The 15,886-nt window shown below is 65.6% G+C and carries 8 protein-coding genes; 2 read left to right on the plus strand and 6 right to left on the minus strand.

What is annotated here, in order from left to right; translation table 11 throughout:
• The 3 genes from ABIA33_RS37335 to ABIA33_RS37345 all read right to left on the minus strand — a co-directional run.
• A partial coding sequence (locus ABIA33_RS37335) for an NB-ARC domain-containing protein (protein WP_370088543.1) occupies positions 1–2,710 on the minus strand: 2,710 nt, incomplete at its 3' end.
• Positions 2,711–4,529: 1,819 nt separating this feature from the next.
• Positions 4,530–4,754, minus strand: coding sequence for a hypothetical protein (locus tag ABIA33_RS37340; RefSeq protein ID WP_370088545.1), 225 nt, complete (start codon positions 4,752–4,754; stop codon positions 4,530–4,532).
• Positions 4,755–5,362: 608 nt separating this feature from the next.
• Entirely contained in the window at positions 5,363–8,536 is a 3,174-nt protein-coding gene (locus ABIA33_RS37345) for a hypothetical protein (protein ID WP_370088547.1), read from the minus strand.
• A gap of 1,538 nt (positions 8,537–10,074) precedes the next feature.
• On the opposite strand from ABIA33_RS37345, the gene ABIA33_RS37350 reads away from it, so the two are divergent.
• Positions 10,075–10,377 carry a hypothetical protein gene (locus tag ABIA33_RS37350; RefSeq protein WP_370088549.1) on the plus strand — a complete coding sequence of 101 codons (303 nt, stop codon included), beginning with the start codon at positions 10,075–10,077 and terminating at the stop codon, positions 10,375–10,377.
• Between the two features lie 52 nt (positions 10,378–10,429).
• Here the strand turns inward: ABIA33_RS37350 and ABIA33_RS37355 are convergent, their stop codons facing one another.
• The 3 genes from ABIA33_RS37355 to ABIA33_RS37365 form a co-directional block, all read right to left on the minus strand.
• The gene (locus ABIA33_RS37355) at positions 10,430–10,957 is read right to left on the minus strand and encodes a hypothetical protein (protein WP_370088551.1); all 528 of its coding nucleotides are present in this window, start codon (positions 10,955–10,957) and stop codon (positions 10,430–10,432) included.
• 150 nt (positions 10,958–11,107) lie between these two features.
• Positions 11,108–12,754 (minus strand): UvrD-helicase domain-containing protein, encoded by a 1,647-nt coding sequence (locus ABIA33_RS37360; protein WP_370088553.1) that lies wholly within the window; start codon positions 12,752–12,754, stop codon positions 11,108–11,110.
• Positions 12,742–14,748, minus strand: coding sequence for an ATP-dependent endonuclease (locus tag ABIA33_RS37365; protein WP_370088555.1), 2,007 nt, complete (start codon positions 14,746–14,748; stop codon positions 12,742–12,744). The genes ABIA33_RS37360 and ABIA33_RS37365 overlap by 13 nt, the downstream gene beginning before the upstream one ends.
• Positions 14,749–15,280: 532 nt before the next feature.
• On the opposite strand from ABIA33_RS37365, the gene ABIA33_RS37370 reads away from it, so the two are divergent.
• Positions 15,281–15,814: a DUF4238 domain-containing protein gene (locus ABIA33_RS37370; protein WP_370088557.1), complete on the plus strand. Its 534-nt coding sequence runs from the start codon at positions 15,281–15,283 to the stop codon at positions 15,812–15,814.
• The last annotated feature ends 72 nt before the right edge of the window (positions 15,815–15,886 follow it).

A 15,886-nucleotide genomic window follows, 5' to 3' on the forward strand; every position in this document is an offset into this window, starting at 1 on the left:
TGGTGGCGAGCCAGGTACCGTCCGGTGAGATCGCCACCCCCGTCACCCGGTCGGTGTGGCCGGTCAGGGTGGCGGTCTGCCGACCGGTGCCCCGGCCCCAGACCCGCACCGTGCCGTCGCTGGTGGTCGCGAGCCAGGTACCGTCCGGTGAGATCGCCACCCCCCTCACCGAGCCGGCGTGGCCGGTCAGGGTGGCGGTCTGCCGACCGGTGCCCCGGTCCCAGACCCGCACCGTCCTGTCGGAGCCGCTGGTGGCGAGCCAGGTACCGTCCGGTGAGATCGCCACCCCCCTCACCCAGTCGGTGTGGCCGGTCAGGGTGGCGGTCTGCCGACCGGTGCCCCGGTCCCAGACCCGCACCGTGCTGTCGTCGCTGGTGGTCGCGAGCCAGGTACCGTCCGGTGAGATCGCCACCCCCCTCACCCAGTCGGTGTGGCCGGTCAGAGTGGCGGTCAGCCGACCAGTGCCCCGGTCCCAGACCCGCACCGTCCTGTCGGAGCCACTGGTCGCGAGCCAGGTACCGTCCGGTGAGATCGCCACCCCCCTCACGGAGCCGGTGTGTCCAGTCAGGGTGGCGGTCTGCCGACCAGTGCCCCGGTCCCAGACCCGCACCGTGCTGTCGTTGCTAGTGGTGGCCAGCCAGGTACCGTCCGGTGAGATCGCCACCCCTGTCACCCAGTCGGTGTGGCCGGTCAGGGTGGCGGTCTGCCGACCGGTGCCCCGGTCCCAGACCCGCACCGTGCTGTCGTTGCTAGTGGTGGCCAGCCAGGTGCCGTCCGGTGAGATCGCCACCCTCTTCACCCAGGAGGTGTGTCCAGTCAGGGTGGCGGTCTGCCGACCGGTGGCCCGGTCCCAGACCCGCACCGTGCTGTCGTTGCTGGTGGTGGCCAGCCAAGTGCCGTCCGGTGAGATCGCCACCCCCGTCACCCGGTCGGTGTGTCCAGTGATGGTGCGTTGGAGGGCGGGGTGGGGGAGGTCCGGTGGCGTCCAGTGGTTGAGGAGAGCGGGCTGGGTGAGCTGGTCCTGCCGGGCTGTGACCTGGTCGTGCCAGTTGTGGAGCGGTTCGAGTCGGCTGTGCAGGATAGTGGTCAGTGCGTGGGCGGGCTTGGTCGGCCCGAGCAGGTGCGCCGTACGAGCGAGCTCGCGTGCGCGTGTCGCCGCCGTGGCCGTGGGGATCTGCTGGCAGTCTGCCCAGGGGGCGGTGGGGCCCCGCTGCCGCAGCCGAGCCTCCACCCAGCGCAGATCGCAGGCGACGACTTCGGCCTGAGCAGTGCGGTCCGCGGCCAGCAGGTGGGCGACGGTGTGGTCGAGCAGATAGCCGCCGGTCAGCTCCCACCACGCGGTGCGCGGCGGCGGCACCGACGGTGCGAGGGGCAGTGCGGTCGGCAGGTCGGCTGCGACAGCATCGAGCAGTACGCGGTTGAGGGTGATCAAGTACTGGGGGCCGAGTTCGCGGCGCAGGTAGTCGCGGATGGTGTCGTGCAGGCTCAGCCGGCCTCCCGTCGCGGGGTCCACTGCGAGCAGGGACAGGTCGTCCAGGCTCTTGCACAGCCGTCGTGTCCCCGCCTCGTCAAGTCCACCGGTGGCGTGCCAGAGCTTGGCGACCAGGGAGACGGGCACGGCTTCGTCCTCGGCGAAGATCCCCAGTTCGGCGAAGCGCTCCTGACCGCCCGCGGGCAGGAGCGTGGTGGCGGCCTGCACGGTGGCCCGCACCATCTTCCTGCGCTGCTTCGGGTCATCGAGATCCAACACAAGGGACGGGTCGTCCACCGCCGTCGGTCCCCGTTCCCGCAGCCGACGCAGCGTGTCCTGGGCGGCCTCAGATGGATCGGCACCAGTGGCGACCTGCACGGCAATCGTCCGGTTCGTCAAGCGCAGCAGTTGGGGCCACCGGCCGGTGGCCTTCAGTAGGCCCTGGATCACCTCCTCCCGTATGGGAGGCAGTTCCCAGGCCAGTACCGCCCGTGCCTGCTCCGCGGTCATCTGGTCGACCGGGATTCGTTGCGCGCCGGGCGGCAGGATCACGGGGACGCGTGTGGTGACCAGGCGCGTGCACCGGCTGCCGCCGACCAGGAACGGGTCCAACTGCTCCTGCTCCCAGAGGTCGTCGAGGACCAGCAGGATGCGCCGACGACGCGCGAGCTGGTCCAGCAGCCGTCCCAGATGCTCTCCGGCCTGCTCTGGATCCGGGAGCGCGGTGGTGTCGTTGGTGATGTAGGTGATGGCTGCGGCGACCTTGGCCGCGATGGCCGCCCGGCCGCGCACGTCGCGGCCCACCGTGACGACGTACACCCCACCGGAAAAGCGGCGCCGCACCCGGCGGTCAGCACACACCATCTGGGCCAGCGTCGTCTTGCCGAAGCCCCCCGCACCCGCCAGTGCCGTTGTAATTCCCACCGCACCGCCCCGGCGCGAGCACACGGCGGAGATGGCGCGCCTGGCCTCGGCACGGTCGACCACCCACGTGGGCACAGCCCTGGCCGCCGGCGGTGCCAGCCGCAGCGCCCGGGACACCGAGCGCGGCAACTTGTACACCAGCGTCCCGATGAACCCGGTGTTTGCGATACCGCCCCCGCTCGCGGTGGCCGACCCCGTATCGGTTGCCTGCACCCAGACGCCGGGCCCAGGCGATCGTCCATCGACGCCGCTCACTGCCAACGCGCCGCCACGGGCCGTGACGGCAGCCGCCGCCGCTGCCTTCGTCGCGGGCATACCGGCGGTGTCGGCTTCGGTGCCGCGACCCGGGCTGGGTGCGGGTTGATGCTTCCTGAACCACCTCATTGTGAGGCGAGCTCCTCCCGTATCGGGCCGACAGGTCCGGTTCCTTTCAGCCTTGGACACCAGTACTGGCATCGCTTCCGGGGCCGTCAGCTGTCGCGTCGCCGGTCCGTTCTGCCTTGGCAGATCCAGCCTTGGCACCTCGCGGGAGCACCACGCTGGTGGACGCCCTTCCCCCACCGCGCGCCTTCGCATTCCCGGTGTCGACCGCAGCAGCCCTCGACCTGGGCCGCGCGGGAGCGGGAGGGGCCAGCACGGCCCAGACCGGGGCGACGATGCCGGTGGCACCCTGGTCGGAGGCAGCCACCAGCTGGCCTGTGTCAGGACTGCCGAGCAGCCAGTACAGCGGCGTCGACGCGATCCCCGCCCCGGCAACCGTCACGATCGCGATCCTCCCGCCCCGCGACACCGGCAACCTGTCCACCCCCGCCGGAAGTTGTCACACCGTCATACCTACACGACAACTGTCTTCACCGATATACCAGGAACTGCAGGTTCTCGTTTCCCGTGACCCTTTCTCATTGACGGTGTCCTGCTTCTGGCCCAAAGGTCGGCGCGAATGAGACGAACCCTGTGTCCTATCTCATTGAGGCTGGCAGATTCTCACTTGGGTGCGGCTCGCCGAAGTACTCGCGGAGTCGTAGCCAGAGCCCGGCGTGGCCGCCGCCGCCGAACAGTTGCAGTGGCCCGGATTTACTCACCGCCACCAGACCGCTGAACACGCCGATCGGAGAACTCCTCGCTGGAGCGCTAGCCGCGTGGTGGTGCCCAGACGCTTGGATCAGCCGTCGTCGAGTTGGTCGGGTCAGGCGGGATGGGTTCACTCGAGGAGCGTTGCCGTCGGAACGGCCAGAGCCGGGCTACGCGGGTTCGCTCAGCGGCGCGTACGGCGAGTTGCCATAGGCGCCTGAGTTGCCGATGGAGGAGGGCGCGCGCACGCGGGATAACCCAGCGCAGGAGCAACCCCGCCAGGAGGACGAGGACGATCGTGATCCCGGCGATGAGCACGGGATGCTGCCAGAAGCCTCCGCTGGCGGATCCGCTGCCGCCCGCTGGTTTGATCGGACCGGTGCCGGCGGTGGTGGTGCCGCCAGGATCGGGGCTGTCTGACGGGCCAGCCCCGGTAGGGCCAGGGCTGTCCGCCGGGCCAGCCGTCGGGTCGGGGGCGCCCCACGTGCCAGAGCTGGCCTTCTGGGCAGACTGCATTACAGAATACAGAAGCAGGGCGGCCCACTCTGTGACGAGGCCGATCAGTGCGCTGCTGAGGAAAAGTCGATCCCGTCGGACCCAGCTTGCGACTGTGTTAGGCGGCCTGCTAATGCTGCCAGCTACGATGCGGGCTGGTTCTCCAAGGCCGAGTACACGCCAGATTGCTTCTACTCGCTCGGGGTTGTCCGGGTGCCGGTCGCGTAATGCGCGCCGCACCTCGATACCTTCCTCGATAGAGTCCCCAGGCGGTGGTGTTGCCTTCTCTACCGTGGGCGTGTCCATGGGGACAGGGGAGGGCTTCTTGCGCTCGCGAGCGGCGTGCCGGCGAATCTCCTTGCGAATCGTCTCGCGCATGTAGGCGCACGGGTCGGCCACGGCATTGCCTCGTGTCCAGGCACAGAGCACAGCTAGTTGGACGACATCGTCGGCATCCCAGTTGGTGATCCGCTCAGCGCGAAGCAAGCTGGCGGCGTACCTAACCAGGTTGGGACGCACCCGGCGGAGCAACTCCTCAAAGTCGAACCGGGGTTGGGTGGTTGTTCCCTCAGACATGGCGCCGCTCCTTCGCGAGACCCCTGCGGCCACTATTCTCCTTCGTATGCTTGGGCTCCGCGTGCGTCGCCTCTGCGTGCAGGAGCTCGGCCTGAGCGCGCATGATCTCTGCTCTCCCCTTGGCACGCTGTCGTGCCGCTGTCGCCTTGACGAGCTTGGTGATGGCGCTCGTCAGGCCGATAGCGGCGATGATGAGGATGTAGGTCAGCGGATCCATGCGGCGCGCCCTTTCAACTGTGCAGCCTGGCGTACCCCAGAGGCGAGGTGGGCCCTTCGCTGGTAAAGGGGGAGTTGAGGGGCTCTGGGAGTGCACCCCGTCCGGGATTGTGATCGGGATCACATTGAGTGCCCGATTGGCGCAGTGCTCCGGAGCTTTGGGCGCGCCCGGTTCCCGCCCCCACACCGGAAACGCGGACTCGATCGATGGATTGCTGACCGCGTTCCCGGACGACCTCAAGGGGGCAAGATCGTGAGACAGAACGTCGTGGCCCTTCTATGAGACAGCCGAGAGCAGCACAGGTCGCCACGCCGGAATGGGACATTCCGAATGCGGGCCTACAGGAACCCACCGCTGCGGCCATCAATTCCGGGTGAACATGCCCCGGCCGGCTGCGGTCGGAGCTGCTAACCCCTGCCTCTGTAGTCAATCAGCACAGCCCAGGGCAACATCCAGATCGCTGAGGCCGTGCGCGGGGATTCGTGCGTGCAGACGTGTTCGGTGGGCTGCCGGGCGCGTGGCGGGTGTGCTCGTGGCGGACCAATCCGGCGGCAGGGGCGGAGGCTACTGCGATCCATCGTGATCCACTTAGACACGGGTCTCTTCAGTTACTCATAGCCACGATGGAAGGCATCCTCAGCTCGACGGTGCGATTCCGCCCTCTGTTGAAGGCGCCGTTCCGCATCTGCGACGAAGTCCTGGACAGCAGGACGCCGGTCGTCACGGAGGCAGTCCAAGGCTACCAACCGCCTAGCTACGTGATCATCGAGATCAGGGCTGATGGTCGTCGGCAGCAGAGCGTAGATCAGGTCTTGGATCGTGCTGCTATCGAGGCCAATAGCAAGGAGATTCGGAAGGATCTCCGTCCAAATTGGATCTTCCCACATACCCCGTATGGCTAGGGCCGCTCGCCGCCGATGACTGGGCCCCCCTTCCGCCCAATCCCGGACGACCCGCTCAAATGCCACAGTTCCGCGCCCCAGGACCGCGAACGCCTCCGCGATCCGATCACTCGCCTCGGTTTGCGACTCCATCTCCGCTCCATACTTGAACTGACCGAGAAAGGACGCAGCCAACCGTTCGCCTATTTCAGTCGGCAAGTCACGCAAAGGCTGGTGCCACGGCTCCGGAATGACCGGGGTGCCATCCAGAACTCCGGCACGTTCGGCCAGAACTGCCGTCACCTCCTCCGGCGCAATACTTGCGAGCGCCGCCGCACCGGACGCCGTGTCGTCATCGTCATAGATGGACTGGCTAATAGCCTCTGATTCTCGGAGCCTGCGTCCAAGAACCTGCACGGTCTGATGTCTGGATACATTCTCCTCAACGGTCAGTTGGCTGAACCCGATCGTAATGCCTATGGCCCACAGAATGCGCGGCAACGCAGCGGCCGGACATGATGCGCCTAGTTCCGTGAGTAGCTGCAGTCGCACGACGCGAGGCAGCGTGCACCGGGCACTGTGGTCAGCGAAGGAAGTCGCAGAAGCTACTGCCTCGCTCTCGCCACCAGATAGCCCTGCCTTCAGTTGGCTGACAAAGCTGCAGTGAAGGTCTGGCTGCCAGTCCGGAAGTGAGTCAGCAACCAAAAGGGAAAATTCCGCAAAGCGCGGATTGCCAAGGCGCGCTTGGAGCCATTCGAAGACTGGAGCTGGATGCGACGCAGCCAGTCCCATTAGGAGAGCTTCTCCGCCTGCCAGATAAGGGTGTTCGGTCAAGGCTTGCAGAATACTCTGCACATCATGGGCGTTCTCTCCCACTGCGCGGGCGAAAGAGGGGAGCGCCATCTCTACGGAATCAGTGATATCAACCTGCTGCAGCAGGAGTAGCGCCTGCCCGGTAGGAAGTCCAGCACCGTACTCCGCGGCCCGCTCAGCCCGAAGCTGTATATCTGCCAACGTACCAAGTCCGTAGGTGGGCAAGGGTTGGACCACAAGCAGGCTCGCCAGAAGATCGTCGGCCTGTGCCGCTGAAGCCACCTTGCTTCCCGAGGCCGCAGCCCGCGCTAGATCAAGTCGGGACTCATTCGGACCCAAAGCAGCCTTTGCTGCGCTGCGCCGCACGTTGAGTGGCAGGTCGTTCCATCGATCGACGATTGCGCGTTCCAACTTGGTGGCTGCGCCCTCCAGGAGTGCACGGGCGTAGCCCGGAATCTTCGAACCGCTTCCTGGAAGTGGCCGCGCACCTTCAGCACGAAGCTCACGAGGACGCTCGACAACAGAGCGAAGGAACGTGCTGTTGTCCTCTCCAGTGAGAGGAAATTGGGCCTCGAAGATTTCGATCAACGCGGATAGGGCCTTGTTAAGTAGATCCGAGGTACGAGAGTCATCCGGGAGCAGCCATGTAAATAGGGTGCCTTCTGCAGCATCCGTCGGGCTTCCGAAGGTGAATCGCTCGACCACCAAGCTTAGAAACGGTTCCAAGGCCAGCATCTGGACACGCGCAATAATCCTCTCACCGCGCATATCTGCCTCCGCCTGATCAAGTCCCGCCGGCGGCTCCTGCCGGCGATCACGCCCCCAGTGGACCACCGCGGCCACCAACGCCTGGCGGAGTACCAGAAGCTCTTCGACTTCGATCGCCCCATTCACTCCTCCAGCACTCCACCCTCGAACCGTTTCGAGTGCCCGTCTCAAGGCTGCCCCATCAGCAAGGGCGGGGGCGAAGAGCCACACGACGTCAAGCAGGGGGCCCACGACCCGATACGGGCCGGCTGGGTCGGTGCGAAGAGCCAAAGCTCCGAACCGCTGTGCCGCCAGGCCAGCCTCGAACTGGTATTGACCAACTGGCTCCTTCCCGTACCAAGGCGGACTGGGCTTTGGCGGCCATTGGGTGATCAGGCGTCCGGCCAGGGCGCCCATCAGGTGAGGTGCTGCGGGTGCAACTTCCTGGGCCGCCTTGAGTACGGCGTCCCACGTGGCCAGGTCGGCTGAATCGGGGAGGAGACGAAGGACGTGTTCCGACAGGAGTCGGGCGGCTGTTGCATCCGGCCGATGGAGTAAGGCTCCCGCGAGAACGCCCCACTGTGGGGTGAGATGATGGAGTGCGAGCTGTAGCTGCTCCGGCTCATCCGAAAGAACAACGTCGGAAACGTACGCGCCGCTCTTTGCCCGCGCCGCTTCGTGAAGGGCGTCCAAAGTGCGGCCCATATGGATTCTCACTCGGGCCGATGTATCGAGGGCGTCGGCCACCAGCACGGGCGCCAAGACAGCCGGCCGTACAACGCAGGGATCTCCCGAGGCCAGACCGGCGTCGGCGAGATCAGCCAGCAGTCTGTCCAACTCGTCCGACCGCTCTGGAAGCATGGTGATGCAATCGTGCAGCTCGCCAAGGTCCCGACCGCTGGCGGCACTGCCTAGCAAGGCAAGAGCCACAAGCGCCGCGCGATGCCGATCCTGGTTCGAGGGAAGGAGTCGGGCCGCCACCCGCTGCCGGAGAACATCGGCGGCGTCCGTCCAGCTGAATGAACCGGCCTGCAAAGCGACTTCGCAGGCAGCGTGCACGATGAGCGGACTGCCCTCTGCGAGACCGATCACGGTGGTGCGAAAGCGCGTCTGCGCGATACCGTGATCCTTGATGATGCGGTCAATATGCTCCCGCTCCAGCGCCTTCAAGATCATGATGCTATGGCCCACGTCGCGCACGCCCGCACTTCCCAATACACCATCCACGAAGCCGGGGCGTACGGTGAGTACAACCGACACGAGGTCGAACCGTTGATCGGTCAGCAGGGTAGCCAAGGCATTAAGGCGCCCAGGCTCGCGGTGCGCGTCGTCAATGATCAAGACACAGGGTGAGTCGACGGGAAGTTCACTCAAAACGCTTGCAGACAAGGCGGCCGCTGTGGGCAGAACGAAGGTACGGGCAACACTCTGAGCGGCATCAATGGCTAGCCGAGTCTTACCTACGCCGCCAGGCCCTTCAATGACAATAAGCCGGGGTTCTCCTTTCTGAAGGAGGAGCCGCTGAAGATCGTCCAATTCAGTGGTCCGACCGACCAAGAGTGCCGTTGCACCTGGTAGCGAGTTGGCTAGTCGCGGTAGATAGAACCCAGCCGGCACCAAGGTTGACGTAGTGGGTGCCGTCACCACGAGTCTTTCGACAGCGATATTTCCTGTATTGACGAATGCACCACTAGACCCAGTCGCCGCACCAGTGTGGGATACCAACACGGGACCACCAGGTTCGGAAGACCCCTTGTGACCGCTTACCACTGTTGCTCCAGAACAGGCAGAAGCCTGACCCGTGTCCGCGACGACCACAGCACGCGGTTCTATAGTTTTGGCAATTTCGGCCTTCGGCTTACGTGACCCGCAAAGCCAGTGAGGCCATTTCATCAAGGCACATCCATTTTCTCGAAACATGCAATGGTCCAAGGACTTCAGTCGCTGTAGTCGACACCGGTGCTTGCGCTGCTGCCAGACCCATCGGCGGTGGCGTCGCCCGTCCTCTCTGCAGTTGCCGAGCCGCCGCCCTTACCACTTGGGCGCTTGACTCCAGTCTGCGCCCGCCCCCCGTTGATGCCCCTGGATTTACCGGTGTCCGAGGCATGATCTACAGGCCCGGTAGTCGGAACAAACCAAGGTATTACGAGCGCAGCCACGCCCAGGATGATCTGGACCGTGGCGGCCGTCAGCGTTCCCGCGTTCGCACCTTTGAAATGCCAAACCACCGGAGTTAGGGCGATGACCGCAACGCCACAGACGCACAACGCGATCTTCCATGCCAGGCGCACGGCCCTACTCCTCACATTGACCTTGCAAAGACATTCCCGTGTCCCTGGCCGCCACCACACACGAAGTCGATCATGTACCCGCCGCCAGCTCGACTGACAGACAAGCCTACTGAACTTGATCGGGTGATGTCGGGTTGTTCGTCGGACAGAGCTTCATTGCTGCAAGCTATGCACGTGGGCCCCATCAGTGCTGGCCTGTGGGCGCTCACGTAGTGGGACCGGGGTCGGCTCACGCAATGGGACCAGGGGATGACGAGCGGGGTGCTCTCCTTCCGGATCCCCGCGCGAACCGGTGCTTGCCCTCGCACGGAGTGGACCACCCTGCTCCAACTGCTGCTTTTTGCTTGTTCGTTCGTCGTCGCGACGTTGGCGCCGACGAGCGCGACCTCGTTCAGGGCATCGATCCACTGGTCCCATTACGTGAGCGATTACGGCCTCGCTGGTCCCATTACGTGAGCGCTGACATGGCCCTGCTTGGCGGCGGTCAGCGACACGGGGCACGGGAGATTCCGAGCCGCCAGCCTCCCCGGAGCATCTCGTCGCGGAACGGTCCCCGCCCATCTCTTCGCCTTCCAGCTCACCCGCGGGGTGATACCGCGCCTGGGGTGGTCCGGCACCGAGGACCCGGTCCTGTGCCATACGTGCGACTCACACGGCTGCACCAACCCCGCCCACCTGCGACTGGGCACCTCCGCACAGAACCGCACCGAATGGGCGCAACGCCACCGCAATCCCGGCGGTCCCCTCGCCGACCTGCGCGGTGCCGCCGGTCGCACCCGTGCCATCGCCGCCGCCGTACACGCTGGCCTCACTCGCGGCGAGGCCCGCGAACGCATCGACCAGCGCATCCGTGCCGCCGAACAGGGTGGACTCCCCCTCACTCTGTGGTGAGACCTGGCTGACGCCCCTGCGGCTGGATCACCGGCCCCGGCAAAGGCCGAGGTCAGGTGGCCGCACGCCCGACCCAGGCCCGGTGCTGGTCTGCGACAAAGTCCCCTTGGCGGCGGCGGCCCCGCAGGACACCGACACGCGTTCTACCTTCAACTACCTGGAGACCATTGCCGGGTGGGTCGAGCAGCCTTCGATCGATCAAGATCGGCCAGCGCTTCCACGTGCCTTGTCGTTCCCAGCATTCGGCGACACCGATGTGAATCCCGCTGCTCCGCGCCTCGACGTAGTGCTCCGGGTGGGCGGCGAACTCCTCGATGCAGTCGGCCTCCGACTCTCCGGTCGGCATCTCGCTGAAGTCGTTGGCCGGGATGACCTCGACGTCCCACCTCACCCTCGACAGGTCTACGCGCCCGTAGTCCAGCAGGAAAGGGGGGTAGTTGCCGTGATCGTAGAGGAACTGCTCGACGACATCGTCGGGCCACTGCAGTGAGGTGATCATCGGGCTCGCACGGAAGGCCTCGAAGCTCGTCTCGTTGTTGCGGCCAGACGCCGTCAGGTCTGCGAGGTCGACAAGGTTCACACCCGCCATCCTAGAGCTGGCTACCGCTGCCGGGCCGGGTCGCCGCCGTCCCCGAACCCCGCCTGCCGCGCTGACTGCAGTAGGCCAACGGCCCTCGGCGATTCGATCACGAGCGCCTTGCGCCTGACCGTCGCCGGATCTCGCATCGGACTACGGGATGACCACGGCGTCCGCGAACCATTCCTGAGCGATCTCCACTGCCTTGGGGGGCGGGTCGGACAGGAAGACGACGGCGAGGCTGTTCACCGGGCGTGAGCAGCAGACGTAGAAGAGGTTGCGGGATCGTTCCGTGCGTTCGGGCTTGTCCGTTCCGGCGATCATCTTGCCGATGTCGAACTGTGTCCATGCTCCGTCCTCGACCAGGACGACGACGTGGGGGAATTCGTCGCCCTTGACTCCGTGCTGGGTGGAGAACGGGGTGCGCTGGTCCCTGAAGCGGCACAGGGAGACCATCTCCTGGTAGGCGACGGCGCGGACCTGTCGGGAGAAGTCGACGCGTTTCTGGTCGGCCTCGTCGAGACCGTCGCGGTCGTGGTCTCGTTCAACGGCGCGGATCTTGGCCGGCTTGCGGAGCAGGCGCTTGGCGGCCACGAAGTCGACAACGTCGCCGATCGAGCCGACGGTGCGCAGTCGGTCGAGTTCGCGCAGCGTTGCTGCTATTGCGGCCTTCTGCGTGTGGCGGGTGACCTGCGCGCCGGCTACTCCGAGCAGGCGACTCAGTTCGCCGAAGTCATGGCCTTCATGGGCGCGGGAGATCTCCTCGATATCGCGGGCGTACTGTGCGTAGGGTTCGCTGGCGTCCATCAGGTCATCGCGGCCGAAGGATCCTCGCGAGGTGTAGACGTCGAGAAGGCTCGCGTAGTCGAGGGTTCCAGCGATGCCGCGGTGGGTGAGCTGCAGGTATTTGGTGTCCTGCTCCGTCCATCCCTTGGCCTGCAGGGTGCTGCGGGCGGCGGCCAGTCGCTCGGCTCCCTTCGGCAGGGCCTGGTTGAGGAACAGGTAGGCCTCTCCGTCACGCGGTGTGCCGGCGAAGTGCTGCTGCAGCTCCGGTCTCATTCGGTTGAGGACGTTGATCACGGCCTGGGAGCAGCGGTAGTTCTCGTGCTTGGTGATGTGGGTCAGTCGCGGGTCCTGGACCCTGCCGACGCCGGTCGCGTAGATCTTCTGCATGGAGTCGCCGAACAGGCCGATGACGCAGGCTGTGCCGCGGATCCCGGCCAGGTGGTCCAGGAGGATCCCGATGGTGGCAGGCTGGGTGTCCTGGTATTCGTCCACGAAGATCACCGGAAATCGGTCGGCGATGATCCGTGCCAGTTTCGGATAGGTAGAGACCATCCGGTAAGCCAGCGCCAGGACGTCGTCGTGTCCGAGTTCGCCCTTGTTGAAGCGGCGTCCCCGATCTCCGTAGGTGATCTTTGTCCCGGGCGTCAGGCTCTCGTCGAGGTCGGGGGTGGGCTTGCGCAGGGTCTGGTTGTGGGCGAGCAGTTCGATGCGGAGCTGGTGCTGGAATCCCTGGATGGCGTGCCAGAGGAACTCGTGGATGGTGCCGACGTAGACCAGAGGGTCATCCGCGATGCGCTCGCTTATCTGGCGCTTGGCCACGTTGGTGTAGGTGATGCAGGCGATACGGCGGCGGGTCTGCGCGAGCTCGGCTTGCCGGGTGGCCAGGAGATGGCGAAGCCCGTGCACCAGCGCGGTTGTCTTGCCCGAGCCGGCGCCGGCTTCGACGAGGAAGCTCTGGTGGTTGTCCAGGGCGGCCTCGACCTGGGCGAGGGTGTCCAGTGCTAGCTGAGCCACTGCAAGCCCTCTCGGATGTACCGGGGCACGGACCAGCCCGGCAGCAGCATCACGTCGAAGGCGAAGTCCGTCTTCTTATCGCCGAGCCTGCGGGCGATCTCCAGAGCTTTGTTCTCGATGTCGGACGCGGTCGGGGACTTGCCCACCTCGGCGGTGAAGGCCGAGGCCAGTGCCAGGGTGTGCAGATGGTCGGCCAGGGGCTGCGAATTGGCCAGGATGAAGGCGTCCTCGAAGCTGCGGCCGCACGGAGCGTTGTCTCGCTCGGGCACCTGGTAGGCCACGCGCACGTTGTCGCGGGTCTTGTGGATGGGGTCGAGATCCAGCAGCGTCCTGACGGACTTCTCCCCGGGCAGCCACTGCTTGAGGGTGCAGTTGGACGTCACCGCGTTCGCGGCGTTGGTGGGACAGGCGCGATTCCTGTTGTCCGGGTCGACGGAGTCCAGGTCGGTCACGATCAGCGTGGGCACCCCGAGGAAGGCGAGCAGTTGCCGGAAGCGGGGCGCATAAGCGTCACCGACTTCAACCACGGACACGTACCTGCTCGTCAGCTCGGGTGCGCAGCGCTGGATCATCGCGGGCAACAGGAGCCGTTCGGCCGCTCCCTCGATCAGGATGACCTTGTCGGCGAAGAACATGTCGCACCGTTGGAGCACCATGTACTGCTGAAGGAACCGCAATGTCTCCTTGCCCTCGGGCTCGTCCTGGACTTGGTGACGGAACCTGGACAGGTCCTTGATGGTGACGTCGCTGCCGGCTGAGTCGAAGTAGCGGACGCAGGAGAAGCCGCCGCTGGCAACGATGTGTGAGGAGTGGGTTGTGATCACCACCTGCACGTTCCAGCCGAGTTGGTCCTTGATGAAGGCACGGATGTTCCTGATGAAGGTCTCCTGCATCTGTGGGTGCAGGTGGGCCTCCGGTTCCTCGATGAACAGCAGTTGCAGCGCGGGCCGGGGGCTCTGGCGCAGGTAGGCCTGGTGGAAGCCGATGACCTGGAGGATGGTGAAGATCAGCTTGCTGTAGCCCAGGCCGTTGTGCCCCTCGGGCAGCGGCACGCCGCCGCCTGCGCCCTGGTACTGGATCCGGGTGCTGCCGCGCAGGAGGCCGGCTCCCTCGATCAGCGAGACGACGTGGGGGCGTTGCACTGGTGCGATGGTGTCGACCCCGAACGTCTGGAGCGAGGAGAAGAGCGGCCCGAAGAGCTCCTCGTAGTTCTCGTCGAGTTCCTTCGAGGCGGCGGTCAGCGCGGTCTCGATCTTGCCGATGCTCAGGTTCTGACCTTCGACGTCACTGTTGGCCTTGTAGAACGCCTCGAAGGTCTTGGACAGGTTCCGGGTCTTGTCGGAGGGGCTGTCGTCGAACTTGTTCTGCGCATAGATGAACTCAACGGACAGGACGTTCACGGCGGCGGAGCGTGAGATCGGCTGCCGCTGTTCGGCACCCTCTACGGCGCTCACGGCGAAGAAGTTGGGGGCGAAGTACTTGCCGAAGGTCCTGCGCAGGAACTTGTCAGGGTCAAAAGAGGCACTGCAGCTCGCGGTGTAGAAGTCGGCGAGGAAGCTCTGGGGGCTGGTCACGGAGACGGTCGCCTCGACCTTGACCTCGTAGCAGTTCTCGTCCAGGTCCAGGATCAGGTCGGAAATCGATGCGAGGTCTTCGTTCTCGTCGTACTGGATGGTCACCGTGAGGCGCATGGCCGGCAGGGCTTCGGTGGCCTGTGCGACTAGCGTCTCCGCGGTCTCGAACTCACCGGCGTCGTGATGTGCTTGCGAGCGTGCGTAGAGGTCAAGGGCGCGCTTGATGTTCCCGATGGAGCGTGCCGAGAAGTCCTCCAGGACGAATTTCACATCGTCGCTGTAGAACTTCTCGAACAAGTTGACGAACGATGTCTTGCCGCTGTTGTTGCGCCCGACGATCAGGGTGATGAGCTCGTCGAGTTGGATCTCGACGTTCTCCAGCGCGCGGAAGTTGGAGATCGTGACACCCGTTAACAGCACAAGGGACTCCAGCTCTCGGACCGATGATCGCCCGGCCCTCCTACGCTGACACCGCAAGTGCCAGGGGCCCCAGGCTTCTCTCCTGCAGTATCAGGCAGCGTCAGCCCGAGGTGTCCCGATTTTCGCAAAGCAGATCATATGTTCGATATTGCCCCTGCGGGGATCTGCGGGCGGAGCGACCTCGACGCCTGGCTCCCGGGACCGCGAGCGGATCGCTGGTACACGGGGGACTCAGTGGACCCGCCACATTGCGCCACCTGCTGGTCGTCCTGGAGCAAGGGCACGGCCTCCCGCAGGCCCAGGCGGCCCGAAGGAGGCACGAGCCAGTATCGATCCTGCGATCAGACGGACAGTCGAGCCCGAGGCGGATGAGTCGTGGGATGCGGCAATCCCGTACCCAGCGCCCTCTCATCCACGGGCGCCTGTGGGCAATTGTGTGCACGGCCGCTCTTGGCCTGCCCGGCCACCACCACGAGGTCTGTTCGGCGAAACCGCCGCGCCCCCTGCGCCGAGCGCCGCCTACCCTGGGCGCATGCCGTCTCCGAAGCGCCACCACTTCGTACCACGCGCCTACCTTGCGCGCTTCGGCCTCGGCGATCAGGTCCGGGTCAGGACCCGCGGCAGTGCGGCCTACTACACCACCAATGTCGTCAACGTGGCTGTGCGGGCCGGCTTCTACACGACCACGTCATCGGATGGCAGCACCTCCACGGCCGTGGAGGAAGAACTCGCCCAGTTGGACGACGTGGGCATCCAGGCCATGCGGGACATCGACGTCGCGGGCCGCCCGCCTGAGTTGGGAAGCCGAGGCCGCGAAGTCCTGAGCCTCTATCTCGCCGCACAGATGACCCGGACTCCGCGCAGGCGCACCATGATGCTCTTCCCGGAAGCGGTAGTGGCCTACGCGCAGGGGAGGGAACTCGATCGTGACCTGGTGACTGAATACCTGCAGTGCGAGCATCTGGGCTACGTCCCGGAATCGGCGGAGGTTGAAGGCGCCTGGAGCTTTCTCCACGGGACGCTCAACATGCACGGCGCCCCGACTAACGGCGTGGTGCTCGATTGAGACTCGGGCGTGCTGGCCTGGCGTGTTGTCCGGTGGGTGATCACCTCTCGGCGGCGCGGTCGGAGACCAGGC

It is taken from the genome of Streptacidiphilus sp. MAP12-16 (genome assembly GCF_041262165.1).
Lineage (GTDB): Bacteria > Actinomycetota > Actinomycetes > Streptomycetales > Streptomycetaceae > Streptacidiphilus.